Raw genomic sequence first — 14,374 nt, forward strand, 5'->3', positions numbered from 1 at the left:
AGACACCGTCTGAATTTGCAGCGGGCTGGAGAAAGGGTCATTCTGAGAATGAAGATTCCGACGTTACTAACTGAGTGTTGTATCTAATCGTGGGGGCAGGTCACATGGCTAAACAAACGTCATGGCGAGATTAAGGCGGGTGGGTGTACTTTGTTCGAGAGGAAAAGGGCTGGTACTAACGAGCCCAGACATGATCTTAATGGTTGAAGACGGTGTAATTGCTGGATGAATTGGTTGAGTTTGTTGGGAATTTTAATTTTTTAGCGTTCTGGCAACGCGGTGCAAAACAAGATACAGAATGCTCAAGATCCATTCAGATATCATGACCATACACGCAACAAAAAAAATCCTGCAACTCGTTAAAGTTGCAGGATTTTTTAAAGTTCATGATACATCATGAATGAATGTTTGGTGGAGCTGGCGGGAGTTGAACCCGCGTCCGAAATTTCTACATCCTCGGTACTACATGCTTAGTTTGTCTTTACATTCGCACGCCAGCTGCGGACAGACACGCCACTAACGAACTAGCCTGATTAGTTTTAACGCTTCAACCCCAGGCAGGGCTTCCACGCGATCTCTTTTGGGTTTGACCTCTCTTTGATCCCCGTCTTAAGAGCGGAAGCTAGGGAGAGAGGGCTCAGAGCAGGTTATTAAGCTGCTAAAGCGTAGTTTTCGTCGTTTGCGACTATTTTTTTGCGGCTTTTAACGAGGCAAACCGCCCCTCGGCATGCACCTTGGGTTTCGCAAATCCCGTCGAATCCAGAATCAGCCCCAATAGTGTTGAACTCAGTATACCAGATTTCACTTCCTGGATACCAGCCCGGAACGCTAACTTATTGAATAGTACAATAAGTGTGCAGAATCAACGTCCTGCGTTTTTCATAATGCGTGCTTTGTCGAGCTGCCATTCGCGCTCTTTCAGGTCAGTACGTTTGTCGTGCTGTTTTTTACCTTTGGCAACGCCAACTTTCACTTTGCACCAGGCGTTTTTCCAGTACAGCGACAGCGCGACCACGGTAAAGCCTTCACGGTTAATGCGCCCGTAGAGGGATTCCAGTTCACGCTTGTTCAGCAGCAGCTTACGGGTACGCGTTGGGTCACACACGTAGTGCGAAGAGGCGACAGTCAGCGGCGTAAAGTTGGCACCGAACAGGAAGGCTTCGCCATCTTTCAGGATGACGTAGCTATCGCCGATGTTGGCTTTCCCGGCGCGCAGCGATTTTACTTCCCAGCCCTGCAGGGCAAGGCCAGCTTCAAATTCTTCTTCAATGAAATACTCATGGCGAGCACGCTTGTTGAGCGCAATGGTCGCCGAGCCTGGTTTATGTGCTTTTTTCTTCGTCATAAGTGTCGTAAAGCCGTCGGTAATCTGATTTCAAAAAGTCACCTCATTGCGTCCTGTGAGGTCTAACGCGCTATCTTAGCACGAGATGAGGCTTAGCGTTTTTTTAACAGGTGATAAATGTTATTATTTGTCCGTTGTGTGACCATGGGAAATGCTATGCCTCAGATTAGCCGTACTGCGCTTGTACCTTACAGCGCGGAACAAATGTATCAGTTAGTGAACGATGTTCAGTCTTATCCAGAATTTATCCCTGGGTGTACCGGGAGCCGCGTTCTGGAGTCTGGCCCGACGCAGATGACGGCGGCGGTGGATGTCTCCAAAGCGGGGATCAGCAAGACGTTCACCACCCGCAATACGCTGACGAACAATCAGAGTATTTTGATGCATCTGGTGGATGGTCCATTCAAGACCCTGATGGGAGGCTGGAAGTTTACGCCGCTGAGCGCTGATGCCTGCCGCATCGAGTTCCATCTGGACTTTGAGTTTACCAATAAGCTGATTGAGCTGGCGTTTGGCCGCATCTTCAAAGAGCTGGCGTCCAATATGGTTCAGGCGTTCACGACCCGCGCCAAAGAGGTCTACAGTGTCGCATAAGATAGCTGTGGAAGTGGTCTACGCGTTGCCGGAGAAGCAGTATCTGCAGCGCGTGACGCTGGAAGAGGGTGCAACCGTTGAGGCGGCTATCCGAGCTTCTGGCATTCTGGAGCTTCGTCGCGATATCGATCTGGCAAAAAATAAAGTCGGCATTTACAGCCGCCCGGTGAAACTGGGTGATGTGCTGAAAGAGGGCGACCGGGTGGAGATTTATCGCCCGCTGATTGCCGACCCGAAAGAGCTGCGCCGCCAGCGTGCGGAGAAATCTGGTAAGTAGTGCTTTTCTCCCCCAGTGGCGCTGCGCTTACCGGGGCTACGATCCAGTGCGAAATGTCGATACAAAAAAGGTGCTCATTGAGCACCTTTTTGCATTTCTGACGCCGGATTATTTGGTCAGGGCAGGCTTGTTGTCGATGTTGGTCAACACACCGGCGCTGCTGAAGGTCAGCGTCAGGGTCTGCTGGGTCACATCTTCGTGGCCTGGCTGCTGACGGAATACATAGAACCAGGTGTTGGTGCCGAACGGATCGGACATCATCGGGGTTCCCAGTGCATAAGCGACCTGCTGTTGTGTCATCCCTACACGGATTTTAGACACATCGTTAGGGGTAAGGTAGTTCCCCTGGTTGATGTCAGGACGGTAAACCACTTTCTCCAGAGTGGAACAGCCTGCGGTCAACATCAGAAGAACCGCAGCGGCAGCGGTCAGCGTTTTACAGCGCATAGTGATTTGATTCCTTTTCGGGCCCGAGCAGTACGCGGCTCATATGTAATATGCCGATGATAATAGACCTTGCCCCACTTTGAAACCGGTCTGGCGGCGTTTTTGTTGTTCTGTATGACCCTGAGATCCCGAAAAAGTTTATGCCGCCAGTAGTTCTTTCGCATTCGCGAGCGTATTGCGGGTAACTTCGCTGCCTCCCAGCAGACGAGCCAGCTCCTGCAGGCGCGAGCGTTTATCCAGCGGTTTCATGTGCGTTTCGGTCATTTCACCATCCGTTTCTTTGCTGACGATAAAGTGATGATGACCACAGCCCGCCACCTGCGGCAGGTGGGTGACGCACATCACCTGAGTCGATTCACCGAGCTGGCGCAGCAGTTTACCCACTACCGCCGCCGTCGGGCCGCTAATTCCCACATCCACTTCATCGAAAATCAGGGCTGGGGTTTCCATTTTACGGGCGGTGATAACCTGGATCGCCAGAGCAATACGGGAGAGCTCACCACCGGATGCCACTTTGGAAATAGGCTGTAACGGCTGGCCTGGGTTGGTGGTGACACGGAATTCGATGCGATCCGCGCCTTCCGCCGTCAGGGAGTTCTCTTCGAAGCGGACATCAATCGTGAATATGCCGTGTGGCATCGCCAGCGTATGCATGCTGTCGGTTATGTGCTGGCTGAGTTCCTGAGCATAATGCTGACGAACTTCATGCAGCCTTTTCGCCGTGGTCAGCGCCTGCTGATGGTGCTGGTTTACCGCCAGAGTCAGCGTTTCCAGTGAATCAGCCTGATCGTCAAGTTGCTGCTGTTCATCAAGGAGAGACTGATAAAAAGCAGGCAACTCTTCTGGCGTGACGTGGTGCTTGCGCGCCAAAGAAATCTGACGGGAAATGCGCTGTTCCAGCTCAAACAGGCGATTGGGATCGAGATCCAGACGTTCACAGTAGTGGCGCAGTTCATCACCGGCTTCAGAGATTTGAATCGCCGCCTCTTCCAGCATATCCAGCACGCCGGACAGTTTGCTGTCCATGCCCGCCAGCTCGGTAACAAGCTGACGCACGTTATACAGCTGGCTTTGCAGATTAACGTCTTCGCCATCTGCCAGTAAGGTGAGGGCGTTCTGGCTGGTAGAGAGCAGATGGCCACTGTTGGCCAGACGCTTGTACTCTTCGTCAATGAGTTCGAACTCACCCGCCTGCGGGTTAAACTCGTTCAGTTCTTTGAGCTGATACTCCAGCAGCTCGGCGCGTGCGGCACGCTCCTGGCTTTGCTGCTGATGCTGAGCCAGCTCGCGGCAGCTCTGGTGCCACTGGCGATAGTGTTCTGCCATCAACTGAGTAAGTGCATACTCACCTGCATAGCCATCGAGTAGCGATTTTTGCTGCTCCGGCTTAACCAGCTGCTGATGCGCGTGCTGACCATGGATCTGAATAAGCAACTGGCCCAGCTCGCGAAGCTGAGAAAGTGGTACCGCCGTGCCGTTGATAAAACCGCGTGAACGACCGTCGCTGCTGATAACGCGACGAAGTAAACACTCACGTCCATCTTCAAGCTGGTTTTCTTCGAGCCAGCGCAGGGCTGCAGGGGTGTCTTTCAGGGAAAAGCGAGCACAGAGGTCAGCACGGTTGGCACCCATGCGCACCATGTCACCCTCAGCACGCCCGCCAAGGCACAAGCCGAGGGCATCAATGGCAATGGATTTACCCGCACCGGTTTCCCCGGTGATCGCCGTCATGCCGCTGTGGAAATCGATCTCAAGCTCACGAACAATGGCAAAGTTGCTGATGGTCAGTTGTGCCAGCATAATTGTTTTCCTGTATGAAAAACCATATCTGTGTTTTCATACAGTATAAACTGGTTTTTTATACAGTAAAGTACTGGATGCAAAATCAGAACAATTTTTTTGACCAGCCAAGCTTCGAGCTTAATGTGTTGAAATAGCTGTAATCTTTCGGATGAATAAGGTTCAGGTGATAATCACACCGACGAATTAGCACATCTTCACCTTCCTGAATAGGCAGTGCGATCTGGCTGTCGCAGCTGATCTCCAGGTCATTACGGCGGTGCGAGAAACGCAGGCGGATGGTGCTGCTGCCGTTAATCACCAGCGGGCGGGCAGAAAGAGTGTGCGGGAACATCGGCACCAGCGTTATGGCATCCAGCGAAGGCGTCAGGATTGGTCCTCCCGCGGAAAGCGAATAGGCGGTCGAGCCCGTCGGCGTGGAGATAATCAGCCCGTCAGAGCGCTGGGAGAACGCGAAGATTTCATCGATATACACTTCGAACTCAATCATATGCGCCACTTTGCCGGGGTGAAGTACCACCTCGTTAATGGCGGTACTGATGCGTTTCTGGCAGTCCTGCTGACACACCTGCGCTTCCAGTAAAAAACGTTTTTCGCTGATGTAATGTCCTTCCAGCACATCGGCCAGCTGCTGCTGCGCGTTGTCCGGGTCGAGGTCGGTCAGAAAACCGAGATTGCCACGGTTGATGCCGATGACTTTTATGTCGTAGCGGGCCAGCGTGCGAGCCGCGCCGAGCATGTTGCCGTCGCCGCCGACCACCACGGCAAGATCCGCCTGCTGTCCAATCTCTGCCAGCGTGCCGGTTTTAACGCTCTTAAGCTGCAGCTCCTGAGCGATCTGCTGCTCAACCATCACTTCATAGCCTTTGCTACACAGCCAGCGATACAACATTTCATGTGTCGTCAATGCCGTAGGGTGACGCGGGTGCCCGACGATCCCAATACACCTGAAATGATTATTCATTTTCTGGAGGTCCTTGTGCCTGATGAATGATGACAATCTCTCTTGTTCCCTTGAATCCAGGAAACTGATCCCCATAATAAGCGAAGTTAGCGAGATGAATGCAGAAAAACGCGGAGAAATTCATGAGTAGTAAAGAACAGAAAACGCCTGAGGGGCAAGCCCCTGAAGAAATTATCACGGAACAGCACGATGAAGTTGAGGCTGTAGAGCCAGACGCATCTGCTGAGCAGGTGGACCCGCGCGATGAAAAAATTGCGAATCTGGAAGCCCAACTGGTAGAAGCACAGAATCGCGAACGCGACAGTGTTCTGCGCATCAAGGCGGAAATGGAAAACCTGCGTCGTCGTACCGAACAGGACGTTGAGAAGGCGCATAAGTTTGCGCTGGAGAAATTCGTCAACGAACTGCTGCCGGTAATCGACAGCCTCGATCGCGCGCTGGAAGTGGCTGATAAAGCGAATCCGGACAACGCGGCGATGATCGAAGGTATCGAACTGACGCTGAAATCCATGCTGGACGTGGTGCGTAAGTTTGGTGTGGAAGTGATTGCCGATACCGACGTCCCGCTGGATCCTAACGTACACCAGGCAATTGCGATGGTGGAATCAGAAGACGTTGAAGCCGGTAAAGTGCTGGGCGTGATGCAGAAAGGGTATACCCTGAACGGCCGTACCATCCGTGCTGCGATGGTAACCGTGGCGAAAGCGAAAGCGTAATTTGCCGCTCCGTAGTGCCGGGCGGCGGCTTCGCCTTGCCCGGCCTACAACTTTATTCCGCGATACTTTCGCGCAGTGGTTTAACAGGCAGGACCTTCACCTGCTTAATCATATTGTCCTGCACGTCCAGGATATCAATATCATACTGTTCAATGCGCACCCGCGTGCCCGCCGCCGGGATCTCTTCCAGCGCTTCCAGAATCATCCCGTTCATGGTACGAGCCTCATCTTCCGGCAGATGCCAGTTAAAGGCTTTATTGAGTTCGCGGATGTTCGCGCTGCCGTCAATCAGAACCGAACCGTCGTTTTGCGGCGTGACCTCTTCCGCAAGAGAAGGGGACATGGAGGTGGTAAAGTCTCCAACAATCTCTTCCAGAATATCTTCGACCGTCACCAGCCCCTGAATATCGCCATACTCATCGACCACCAGACCGACTTTCTTTTTGTTACGCTGGAATTTCACCAGCTGCGTGCTGAGCGGCGTTCCTTCCGGCACGTAGTAAATCTCGTCGGCGGCGCGCAGCATCACCTCTTTAGTGAACTCTTTTTTCTCGGTCATCAGGCGATAGGCTTCCCGCACGCGTAGCATACTGATGGCATCGTCCAGGGAGTCGCGATACAGCACAATGCGTCCGTGCGGGGAGTGGGTCAGCTGGCGGACGATGGCCTTCCAGTCGTCGTTAATATCAATCCCGACGATTTCGTTACGCGGCACCATAATGTCGTTAACGCTGACCTTTTCCAGATCCAGCACCGACAGGAGCATGTCCTGATTGCGGCGTGAAATCTGCGAGCGGGATTCGTTCACGATGGTGCGCAGCTCGTCTTTGCTGAGTGCACTGCTGATGGCGACGTCGGCTTTGATACCGACCATGCGCATCAGGATACGGGTGACCATATTCAACAGCCAGACCAGCGGCATCATCAGGATCAGCAGCGGTGCCAGCAGGAAGCTGCTCGGGTAAGCCACTTTTTCCGGGTAAAGCGCAGCGATGGTTTTGGGCAGCACTTCCGCAAACACCAGCACCACAAACGTCAGTACGCCGGTAGCAATCGCGACCCCGGCGTTGCCGTACAGTCGCATCCCGACAATGGTGCCCAGCGCAGAGGCGAGGATATTGACGAGGTTGTTACCGATAAGCACCAGGCTTATCAGGCGATCCGGTTTACGGAGCAGTTTTTCAACGCGACGTGCGGCACGGTTACCCTGTTTAGCACGATGACGTAACCGGTAGCGGTTTAAGGTCATCATGCCGGTTTCCGAGCCAGAGAAATAGGCGGAGATGACCACCATGACGATCAGCGTAACGATCAGCGTGGTGGTAGAGATGTGTTCCAGGGGGAACTCCTTTGTTACTTAGCCAGCAAATTGCTGTATGAAGCGACTTCCGAAATAGGCAAGGGTGAGTATGCCCGCACCCGCGACATTGAACCAGACCACGCGACGACCGCGCCAGCCCTCATGATAATGGCCCCATAACAGCACAATATAGACAAACCACGCGATGATGGAGAGCACCGCTTTGTCGATATTCTCCACGCTGAACAGGTTTTTCATATAAAACAGGCCAGTGCAGAGCGTTAAGGTCAATAATACTACGCCGACCTGGGTGATGTGGAACATCTTACGCTCAATGACCATCAGCGGCGGCATCTCATGGTTAAACGCCAGCTTTTTGTTTTTCAACTGGTAGTCAATCCAGGCGAGCTGCATGGCATAGAGCGCGGCAATGATCAGCGTTGCGTAAGAGAACAGCGACAGGCCGATATGCACCAGCATGCCCGGCGTGGCTTCCAGATGCGTAATGAACTCATTGGGCATAAAGGTGGCTAAGGCCAGATTGATCAGCGCGAAGGCATAAACAATGGGCAGCAACAGCCAACCACGATTCTTAGAGGCGACAATGGTCATCACCGTACAGATCATCAGGCTAACCAGCGAACCGACGTTCAGCACGCTCAGGTTTTGCACGCTGCCGTCACCGGGAATGATGCGCGATTCCAGCGCAAAAGCGTGACTAATCAGTGCGATCACCGCCGACAGAATAGCCATGCGCCGCCAGCCGCTGTTTTTTTGCAGCAGTCCGGGAATGATCAGCGCAAGGCTGACAGAGTAGGCAACAAGGGCGATCAGTGCGAAAACAGGCATATAGGCATCGACAGTTGTCTTAATAAGAAAGAGAAGCAGTATAACGTTACGTGACGCCTGCTCCAACCGTTGCATAACAACAAAGGCGCCTTCATGTTATACTCCGGCAAAATTCTGTGTATGTGTCGCTCATGGCGGCCCAACGTTTCTACTCAGGCGAGAGACAATGTTTGATAATTTAACCGATCGTTTGTCGCGCACGCTGCGCAACATCAGCGGCCGCGGACGCCTTACCGAAGACAACATCAAGGAAACGCTGCGCGAAGTGCGCATGGCGCTGCTGGAAGCAGACGTCGCGTTGCCGGTTGTTCGTGATTTTATCAACCGCGTTAAAGAGAAGGCGGTTGGTCATGAAGTTAACAAGAGCCTGACCCCGGGTCAGGAGTTCGTCAAAATCGTTCGTAACGAACTGGTTTCGGCGATGGGCGAAGAGAACCAGGTTCTAAACCTGGCGGCTCAGCCTCCGGCCGTCGTGTTGATGGCGGGTCTGCAGGGTGCGGGTAAAACCACCAGCGTCGGTAAGCTGGGTAAATTCCTGCGCGAGAAGCACAAGAAAAAGGTGCTTGTGGTTTCTGCGGACGTTTATCGCCCGGCGGCGATCAAACAGCTGGAGACCCTGGCGCAGCAGGTTGGGGTCGATTTCTTCCCGTCTGACGTGGCCCAGAAGCCAGTCGACATCGTGAACGCAGCGCTGAAAGAGGCGAAGCTGAAGTTCTACGACGTGCTGCTGGTGGATACCGCCGGTCGTCTGCACGTCGACGAAGCGATGATGGACGAAATCAAACAGGTGCATGCTTCTATCAACCCGGTAGAGACCCTGTTTGTGGTTGACGCCATGACCGGCCAGGATGCGGCGAACACCGCGAAAGCGTTCAACGAAGCGCTGCCGTTAACCGGCGTGGTGCTGACCAAAGTGGACGGTGACGCCCGCGGCGGTGCGGCGCTTTCTATTCGTCATATCACCGGTAAGCCGATCAAATTCCTCGGTGTGGGCGAAAAAACCGAAGCGCTGGAGCCGTTCCACCCGGACCGTATTGCCTCCCGTATCCTCGGCATGGGCGACGTGCTGTCGCTGATTGAAGATATCGAGAGCAAAGTTGACCGTGCGCAGGCCGAGAAGCTGGCCAGCAAGCTGAAAAAAGGCGACGGTTTCGATCTGACCGACTTCCTTGAGCAGTTGCGTCAGATGAAAAACATGGGCGGCATGGCAAGCCTGATGGGCAAGCTGCCGGGCATGGGCCAGATCCCAGACAACGTAAAAGCGCAGATGGATGACAAGGTGCTGGTGCGTATGGAGGCGATCATCAACTCAATGACCCTCAAAGAGCGTGCTAACCCGGATATCATCAAAGGTTCCCGTAAGCGCCGTATCGCAGCCGGTTGCGGCATGCAGGTGCAGGACGTTAACCGCCTTCTGAAACAGTTCGACGACATGCAGCGCATGATGAAGAAAATGAAGAAAGGCGGCATGGCGAAAATGATGCGTGGCATGAAAGGCATGATGCCACCCGGTTTTCCTGGGCGATAATCGCTTTTGAGATTGCTTTTTGCCCGAAAATGAGTAAAATTTTCGGGCTTTTAATATGACACCCGGGCTCCGTTCCTCGATGGGGCCCGGTTGTTTTATTCACACAAGAGGATGTTATGGTAACTATTCGTTTAGCACGTCACGGCGCTAAAAAGCGTCCGTTCTACCAGGTTGTTGTGACTGACAGCCGTAATGCACGCAACGGTCGCTTCATCGAGCGCGTTGGTTTCTTCAACCCACTGGCCGCTGGCGCAGAAGAAGAAACTCGTCTGGATCTGGATCGTATCGCTCACTGGGTTGGCCAGGGCGCGACTGTTTCCGATCGCGTTGCTACGCTGATCAAAGCAGCAAACAAAGAAGCTTAATCTGTCACGGTGGTCATGATGAGCAATAAAGCACCTGTTGAACCGATTGTATTGGGCAAAATGGGTTCTTGCTACGGTATCCGTGGTTGGCTCAGAGTGTTTTCCTCCACTGAAGACGCTGATAGCATTTTTAATTACCAGCCCTGGTTTATCCAGAAAGGCGGTAAGTGGGAAGAGGTCGAGCTGGAAAGCTGGCGTCACCACAATCAGGACATCATCATCAAGCTGAAAGGCGTTGACGATCGTGATGCCGCGAATGCACTGACTAATTGTGAAATTGTCGTGGATTCGTCGCAGTTGCCGGAGCTCGAAGAAGGCGACTATTACTGGAAAGACCTTATGGGTTGCCAGGTAGTCACTACTGAAGGCTACAGCCTGGGGAAAGTCATCGACATGATGGAAACCGGGTCCAATGACGTTCTCGTCATTAAGGCAAACCTGAAAGATGCATTTGGCATCAAGGAGCGGTTGGTTCCGTTCCTCGATGGACAGGTTATCAAGAAAGTCGATCTCGCTACTCAAACGATTGAAGTAGATTGGGATCCTGGTTTTTAAATTCTCCGGATAAACGGTAAAAGACGGCGCTATGTGGATTGGCATAATTAGCCTGTTTCCTGAAATGTTCCGCGCGATTACCGATTACGGGGTAACTGGCCGGGCAGTAAAGAATGGCCTGCTGAGCATCCAGAGCTGGAGTCCTCGTGACTTCACGCATGACCGGCACCGTACCGTGGACGATCGTCCTTACGGCGGCGGACCGGGGATGTTAATGATGGTGCAACCCTTACGGGACGCCATTCACACAGCAAAAGCCGCGGCAGGTGAAGGCGCAAAGGTGATTTATCTGTCACCTCAGGGACGCAAGCTTGATCAAGCGGGCGTCAGCGAACTGGCGACGAATCAAAAAATGATTCTGGTCTGTGGTCGCTACGAAGGGATAGATGAGCGCGTAATTCAAACCGAGATTGACGAAGAATGGTCTATCGGCGATTACGTTCTCAGCGGTGGTGAGTTACCCGCAATGACGCTGATTGACTCCGTCGCCCGGTTCATTCCGGGAGTACTGGGCCATGAAGCTTCGGCAACGGAAGATTCCTTTGCCGATGGGTTGCTGGACTGTCCACACTATACCCGTCCTGAAGTGTTAGAAGGGATGGAAGTCCCGGCAGTGTTACTGTCAGGAAACCATGCTGAGATACGTCGCTGGCGTTTGAAGCAGTCGCTGGGCCGAACCTGGCTTAGAAGACCTGAACTTCTGGAAAACCTGGCTCTGACTGAAGAGCAAGCAAAGTTGCTGGCCGAGTTCAAAACTGAACACGCGCAACAGCAGCATGAACATGATGGGAATGCGTAATACGCTCCCGAATATCAGTTTACCCAGGATAAGAGATTAAATTATGAGCAACATTATTAAGCAACTTGAACAAGAGCAGATGAAGCAGGACGTACCTTCCTTCCGTCCAGGTGACACCGTGGAAGTGAAAGTATGGGTTGTTGAAGGTTCCAAAAAACGTCTGCAGGCATTCGAGGGCGTGGTTATCGCTATTCGTAACCGCGGTCTGCACTCTGCATTCACTGTTCGTAAAATTTCCAACGGCGAAGGCGTTGAGCGTGTCTTCCAGACTCACTCTCCGGTAGTTGACAGCATTGCTGTTAAACGTCGTGGTGCTGTACGTAAAGCTAAACTGTACTACCTGCGTGAGCGTACTGGTAAGTCTGCTCGTATTAAAGAGCGTCTGAACTAAGATTCGCTTAAGCGACATCCTGTTAGAAAGGGCTGGCCGAAAGGCTGGCCCTTTTTTTATCCCATCGCATCTCTCGTGTTAACCCTTTCGTCATAAATCATTTACAATGCTGGCCTCTTCCGTGGAGGGTAAGTGATTAACGTACTGCATCAGCATAACTGGAAACGCGCAGCGGCATTGACCGCGCTGTTTGCGATCCTGCTGATCGTGATCGCACCGCTGATCTCCGTCTCGCTGCAAAAAGATCCCATGAGTGCCATGCCGGGGATGCACCATGACATGAGCATGATGTCGATGGATGAGCACCACGGCGATATGCAGCACAGCATGCCGGTTGATCATGCGGAAGCCTGTGGCTACTGCGTGCTATTAGCCCACGTGCCGGGCATGATACTCGCGCTGATTGTGCTGCTCAGTACCGTGCTGCAAAGGCTGCGTGTCAGTACGCTGCGTCAGGCTGTCAGCCACTGGCACTTTTTCCCCTGGCTTTATCCTGATACCCGCGCGCCGCCGCGGCAGTCTGCTTTTTCCCTTTAAAAAATATCGATAACTTTTTGCCTTAAAAAGGAAAAGTATGACTACCTGCACTCCGCGCGCGGCATGGGGAAACCTGCTGCGTCGACTCCATTTCTATGTCGGGCTGTTTGTCGGCCCGTTTATCTTCTTCGCCGCGCTGACCGGTACGCTGTACGTGGCGACACCGCAGCTGGAAAATATTCTGTACCGGCACGCGCTCCATACGGATTCCGTGGGGGAACTCCAACCGCTGGCGGAACAGATCGCCGTGGCGGAAAAAAACATCAGCACCGAGCTGCGTTTATACGCCGTTCGTCCTGGCCTGGCTGCGGGTGAAACCACCCGGGTGATGTTTGCCGACCCGTCGCTTGGCCCATCGGAGACCCGCGCTATTTTTATCGATCCCGTTACTCTTGCGGTGCGTGGCGATATGACCGTGTATGGCACCAGCGGGATTTTACCGCTACGCCAGACTATTGATTATCTGCATACGTCCCTGATGCTGGGTAACGTTGGTCGGCTCTACAGCGAGCTGGCCGCCTCGTGGATGTGGGTCGCCGCGCTGGGCGGGATTGCGCTGTGGTTTTATACCCGGCCAAAACGTCGGCTCAACAATCGTTTTCAGAACCGGCGTCGCCTGCATGTCACGCTGGGCTGGGTGCTGCTGGGGGGAATGTTGCTGTTTTCTGCGACCGGCCTGACGTGGTCCCAGTGGGCGGGCGGCAATGTGGATAAACTGCGCGCGCAGATGAACTGGCTCACGCCGCAGGTGAACACCACGCTTTCGGGTGCGCCCGTCACGATGGATGAGCACGCTGAACACCATGGGCATCATGCTGGCATGATGATGCCCGACATGACGATGGATCTGACCCAGTTCGACGGCGTATTGCACGCTGCTCGCCAGGCCGGGATTGATGCGAATAAACTCGAAATCCGCCCGGCGAAAAGCGCTGACCAGGCGTGGACCGTGACGGAAATTGACCGCCGCTGGCCGACCCAGGTGGATGCCGTTGCGGTGGATCCAAATTCCATGCAAATTCTGGACAGAACCCGCTTTGAGGATTTCCCGTTAATGGCAAAGCTGACCCGCTGGGGGGTGGATTTCCATATGGGGATCTTATTCGGGCTGGTTAACCAGTTACTGCTCGTCGCATTTGGCCTGGCGCTGTGTGTGCTGATTGTCTGGGGATACCGGATGTGGTGGATGCGTCGTCCGGCGCAATCGACGGCGGATCCGCTTCAGACGCTTTGTCAGTGCTGGCTGGCGCTCCCGGGATGGGGAAAAGCCGTCACGGTGGTGGTCAGCGTATTGCTGGGGCTGGCATTGCCGGTGATGGGCGTGAGCCTGGCGCTGTTTATGCTGATTGACTGGCTACGCTGGCGAGCGGCAACTGGCGTGTCGCTCGCACAATCATCCGTTAAATAAGGCTATGGCGTGCTGATGACCACCGCGACCCGACGGTTTTCAGCACGCCCTTGCGCCGTACTGTTGCTGGAAACCGGATATTTTTTACCTAATCCCTGCGTGGTGAGGTTGCTGCGCGGGATATTGGCGCCTTTGGCCCAGACGTCAGCCACTGCATTGGCACGTTTTAACGACAGCGCTTCATTGTAGCTCTCTTCACCGTAATTATCGGTGTGGCCATCCATACGCGCGTGTTTCAGGCCGGTAGCCGCCAGGCGGGATGCCATGGTGCGGATCTGCGCTTCACTTTCCGGGCGCAGTCTGGCGTCATTTTTATCAAACAGGATCGTATCTGACAGGCCCAAAGACCAGTCGCCATTCAGTTCGTTAAAACCGTATGACTTCATCGCCGCAATTTGCTCAGGGGAGAATTTACCTTCAGGCGGTGACTGACAACCCGTCAGTACCATCGAAGCGAGAAATAACGGCGCGAAGTATCGCTTTAACATATCGTATCCTT

The 14,374-nt window shown here is 53.5% G+C and carries 17 protein-coding genes and 1 other RNA gene; 10 read left to right on the forward strand and 8 right to left on the reverse strand.

Features of this window, described 5'->3' with window-relative positions:
• Positions 1–409 precede the first annotated feature (409 nt).
• Together ssrA and smpB are read right to left on the reverse strand one after the other, a co-directional pair.
• Positions 410–773: a transfer-messenger RNA gene (gene ssrA / locus ACOTX3_RS23685) on the reverse strand.
• A gap of 89 nt (positions 774–862) precedes the next feature.
• A complete protein-coding gene (smpB, locus tag ACOTX3_RS23690) occupies positions 863–1,345 on the reverse strand; it encodes an SsrA-binding protein SmpB (protein ID WP_008502505.1) in 483 nt (160 codons plus the stop codon).
• 156 nt (positions 1,346–1,501) lie between these two features.
• On the opposite strand from smpB, the gene ACOTX3_RS23695 reads away from it, so the two are divergent.
• Positions 1,502–1,939, forward strand: coding sequence for a type II toxin-antitoxin system RatA family toxin (locus tag ACOTX3_RS23695; protein ID WP_008502504.1), 438 nt, complete (start codon positions 1,502–1,504; stop codon positions 1,937–1,939).
• The gene (locus ACOTX3_RS23700; RefSeq protein ID WP_003863119.1) at positions 1,929–2,216 is read left to right on the forward strand and encodes an RnfH family protein; all 288 of its coding nucleotides are present in this window, start codon (positions 1,929–1,931) and stop codon (positions 2,214–2,216) included. The genes ACOTX3_RS23695 and ACOTX3_RS23700 overlap by 11 nt, the downstream gene beginning before the upstream one ends.
• Positions 2,217–2,324: 108 nt before the next feature.
• Here the strand turns inward: ACOTX3_RS23700 and bamE are convergent, their stop codons facing one another.
• From bamE to nadK, 3 genes are all read right to left on the reverse strand, one after another.
• A complete protein-coding gene (gene bamE, locus ACOTX3_RS23705) occupies positions 2,325–2,663 on the reverse strand; it encodes an outer membrane protein assembly factor BamE (RefSeq protein WP_003863121.1) in 339 nt (112 codons plus the stop codon).
• Between the two features lie 138 nt (positions 2,664–2,801).
• A complete protein-coding gene (gene recN / locus ACOTX3_RS23710; RefSeq protein ID WP_058679406.1) occupies positions 2,802–4,463 on the reverse strand; it encodes a DNA repair protein RecN in 1,662 nt (553 codons plus the stop codon).
• Positions 4,464–4,548: 85 nt separating this feature from the next.
• Positions 4,549–5,427, reverse strand: coding sequence for an NAD(+) kinase (gene nadK / locus ACOTX3_RS23715; protein WP_013098356.1), 879 nt, complete (start codon positions 5,425–5,427; stop codon positions 4,549–4,551).
• Positions 5,428–5,549: 122 nt separating this feature from the next.
• Between nadK and grpE the strand changes: the two genes are divergently transcribed.
• On the forward strand, positions 5,550–6,143 hold the full coding sequence (gene grpE / locus ACOTX3_RS23720; RefSeq protein WP_013098354.1) for a nucleotide exchange factor GrpE: 594 nt from the start codon (positions 5,550–5,552) through the stop codon (positions 6,141–6,143).
• Positions 6,144–6,195: 52 nt separating this feature from the next.
• Here grpE and ACOTX3_RS23725 read toward each other — a convergent pair whose 3' ends face one another.
• Both ACOTX3_RS23725 and ACOTX3_RS23730 read right to left on the reverse strand, forming a co-directional pair.
• Positions 6,196–7,482: an HlyC/CorC family transporter gene (locus tag ACOTX3_RS23725; RefSeq protein WP_028028086.1), complete on the reverse strand. Its 1,287-nt coding sequence runs from the start codon at positions 7,480–7,482 to the stop codon at positions 6,196–6,198.
• Positions 7,483–7,500: 18 nt separating this feature from the next.
• Positions 7,501–8,292 (reverse strand): cytochrome C assembly family protein, encoded by a 792-nt coding sequence (locus ACOTX3_RS23730; protein ID WP_014832951.1) that lies wholly within the window; start codon positions 8,290–8,292, stop codon positions 7,501–7,503.
• 166 nt (positions 8,293–8,458) lie between these two features.
• Here ACOTX3_RS23730 and ffh point away from each other — a divergent pair, with 166 nt between their 5' ends.
• From ffh to ACOTX3_RS23765, 7 genes are all read left to right on the forward strand, one after another.
• Positions 8,459–9,820: a signal recognition particle protein gene (ffh, locus tag ACOTX3_RS23735; protein WP_013098351.1), complete on the forward strand. Its 1,362-nt coding sequence runs from the start codon at positions 8,459–8,461 to the stop codon at positions 9,818–9,820.
• 116 nt (positions 9,821–9,936) lie between these two features.
• Positions 9,937–10,185 (forward strand): 30S ribosomal protein S16, encoded by a 249-nt coding sequence (gene rpsP, locus ACOTX3_RS23740; protein WP_058679404.1) that lies wholly within the window; start codon positions 9,937–9,939, stop codon positions 10,183–10,185.
• A 15-nt stretch (positions 10,186–10,200) separates the two neighbouring features.
• Entirely contained in the window at positions 10,201–10,740 is a 540-nt protein-coding gene (gene rimM / locus ACOTX3_RS23745) for a ribosome maturation factor RimM (RefSeq protein WP_013098350.1), read from the forward strand.
• 31 nt (positions 10,741–10,771) lie between these two features.
• Positions 10,772–11,539: a tRNA (guanosine(37)-N1)-methyltransferase TrmD gene (trmD, locus tag ACOTX3_RS23750; RefSeq protein WP_058679403.1), complete on the forward strand. Its 768-nt coding sequence runs from the start codon at positions 10,772–10,774 to the stop codon at positions 11,537–11,539.
• 43 nt (positions 11,540–11,582) lie between these two features.
• The gene (gene rplS / locus ACOTX3_RS23755; protein ID WP_002914145.1) at positions 11,583–11,930 is read left to right on the forward strand and encodes a 50S ribosomal protein L19; all 348 of its coding nucleotides are present in this window, start codon (positions 11,583–11,585) and stop codon (positions 11,928–11,930) included.
• A gap of 132 nt (positions 11,931–12,062) precedes the next feature.
• Entirely contained in the window at positions 12,063–12,467 is a 405-nt protein-coding gene (locus ACOTX3_RS23760) for a DUF2946 domain-containing protein (protein WP_058679402.1), read from the forward strand.
• 37 nt (positions 12,468–12,504) lie between these two features.
• Positions 12,505–13,875, forward strand: a complete 1,371-nt coding sequence (locus tag ACOTX3_RS23765) for a PepSY-associated TM helix domain-containing protein (protein WP_058679401.1) — start codon at positions 12,505–12,507, stop codon at positions 13,873–13,875.
• 2 nt (positions 13,876–13,877) lie between these two features.
• Here the strand turns inward: ACOTX3_RS23765 and ACOTX3_RS23770 are convergent, their stop codons facing one another.
• The gene (locus tag ACOTX3_RS23770) at positions 13,878–14,363 is read right to left on the reverse strand and encodes an OmpA family protein (RefSeq protein WP_013098347.1); all 486 of its coding nucleotides are present in this window, start codon (positions 14,361–14,363) and stop codon (positions 13,878–13,880) included.
• Positions 14,364–14,374 lie beyond the last annotated feature (11 nt).

The organism is Enterobacter cloacae complex sp. IR5384 (assembly GCF_049237265.1).
In the GTDB taxonomy this organism is placed as follows: Bacteria; Pseudomonadota; Gammaproteobacteria; order Enterobacterales; family Enterobacteriaceae; genus Enterobacter; species Enterobacter cloacae.

What these genes read in the sequence shown, in the direction of transcription:
- smpB (WP_008502505.1), bottom strand. Translation starts at nt 1,345, where the DNA reads ATGACGAAGAAAAAAGCACATAAACCAGGCTCGGCGACCATTGCGCTC.
- ACOTX3_RS23695 (WP_008502504.1), top strand. Translation starts at nt 1,502, where the DNA reads ATGCCTCAGATTAGCCGTACTGCGCTTGTACCTTACAGCGCGGAACAA.
- bamE (WP_003863121.1), bottom strand. Translation starts at nt 2,663, where the DNA reads ATGCGCTGTAAAACGCTGACCGCTGCCGCTGCGGTTCTTCTGATGTTG.
- recN (WP_058679406.1), bottom strand. Translation starts at nt 4,463, where the DNA reads ATGCTGGCACAACTGACCATCAGCAACTTTGCCATTGTTCGTGAGCTT.
- nadK (WP_013098356.1), bottom strand. Translation starts at nt 5,427, where the DNA reads ATGAATAATCATTTCAGGTGTATTGGGATCGTCGGGCACCCGCGTCAC.
- grpE (WP_013098354.1), top strand. Translation starts at nt 5,550, where the DNA reads ATGAGTAGTAAAGAACAGAAAACGCCTGAGGGGCAAGCCCCTGAAGAA.
- ACOTX3_RS23730 (WP_014832951.1), bottom strand. Translation starts at nt 8,292, where the DNA reads ATGCCTGTTTTCGCACTGATCGCCCTTGTTGCCTACTCTGTCAGCCTT.
- ffh (WP_013098351.1), top strand. Translation starts at nt 8,459, where the DNA reads ATGTTTGATAATTTAACCGATCGTTTGTCGCGCACGCTGCGCAACATC.
- rpsP (WP_058679404.1), top strand. Translation starts at nt 9,937, where the DNA reads ATGGTAACTATTCGTTTAGCACGTCACGGCGCTAAAAAGCGTCCGTTC.
- rimM (WP_013098350.1), top strand. Translation starts at nt 10,201, where the DNA reads ATGATGAGCAATAAAGCACCTGTTGAACCGATTGTATTGGGCAAAATG.
- trmD (WP_058679403.1), top strand. Translation starts at nt 10,772, where the DNA reads ATGTGGATTGGCATAATTAGCCTGTTTCCTGAAATGTTCCGCGCGATT.
- rplS (WP_002914145.1), top strand. Translation starts at nt 11,583, where the DNA reads ATGAGCAACATTATTAAGCAACTTGAACAAGAGCAGATGAAGCAGGAC.
- ACOTX3_RS23765 (WP_058679401.1), top strand. Translation starts at nt 12,505, where the DNA reads ATGACTACCTGCACTCCGCGCGCGGCATGGGGAAACCTGCTGCGTCGA.
- ACOTX3_RS23770 (WP_013098347.1), bottom strand. Translation starts at nt 14,363, where the DNA reads ATGTTAAAGCGATACTTCGCGCCGTTATTTCTCGCTTCGATGGTACTG.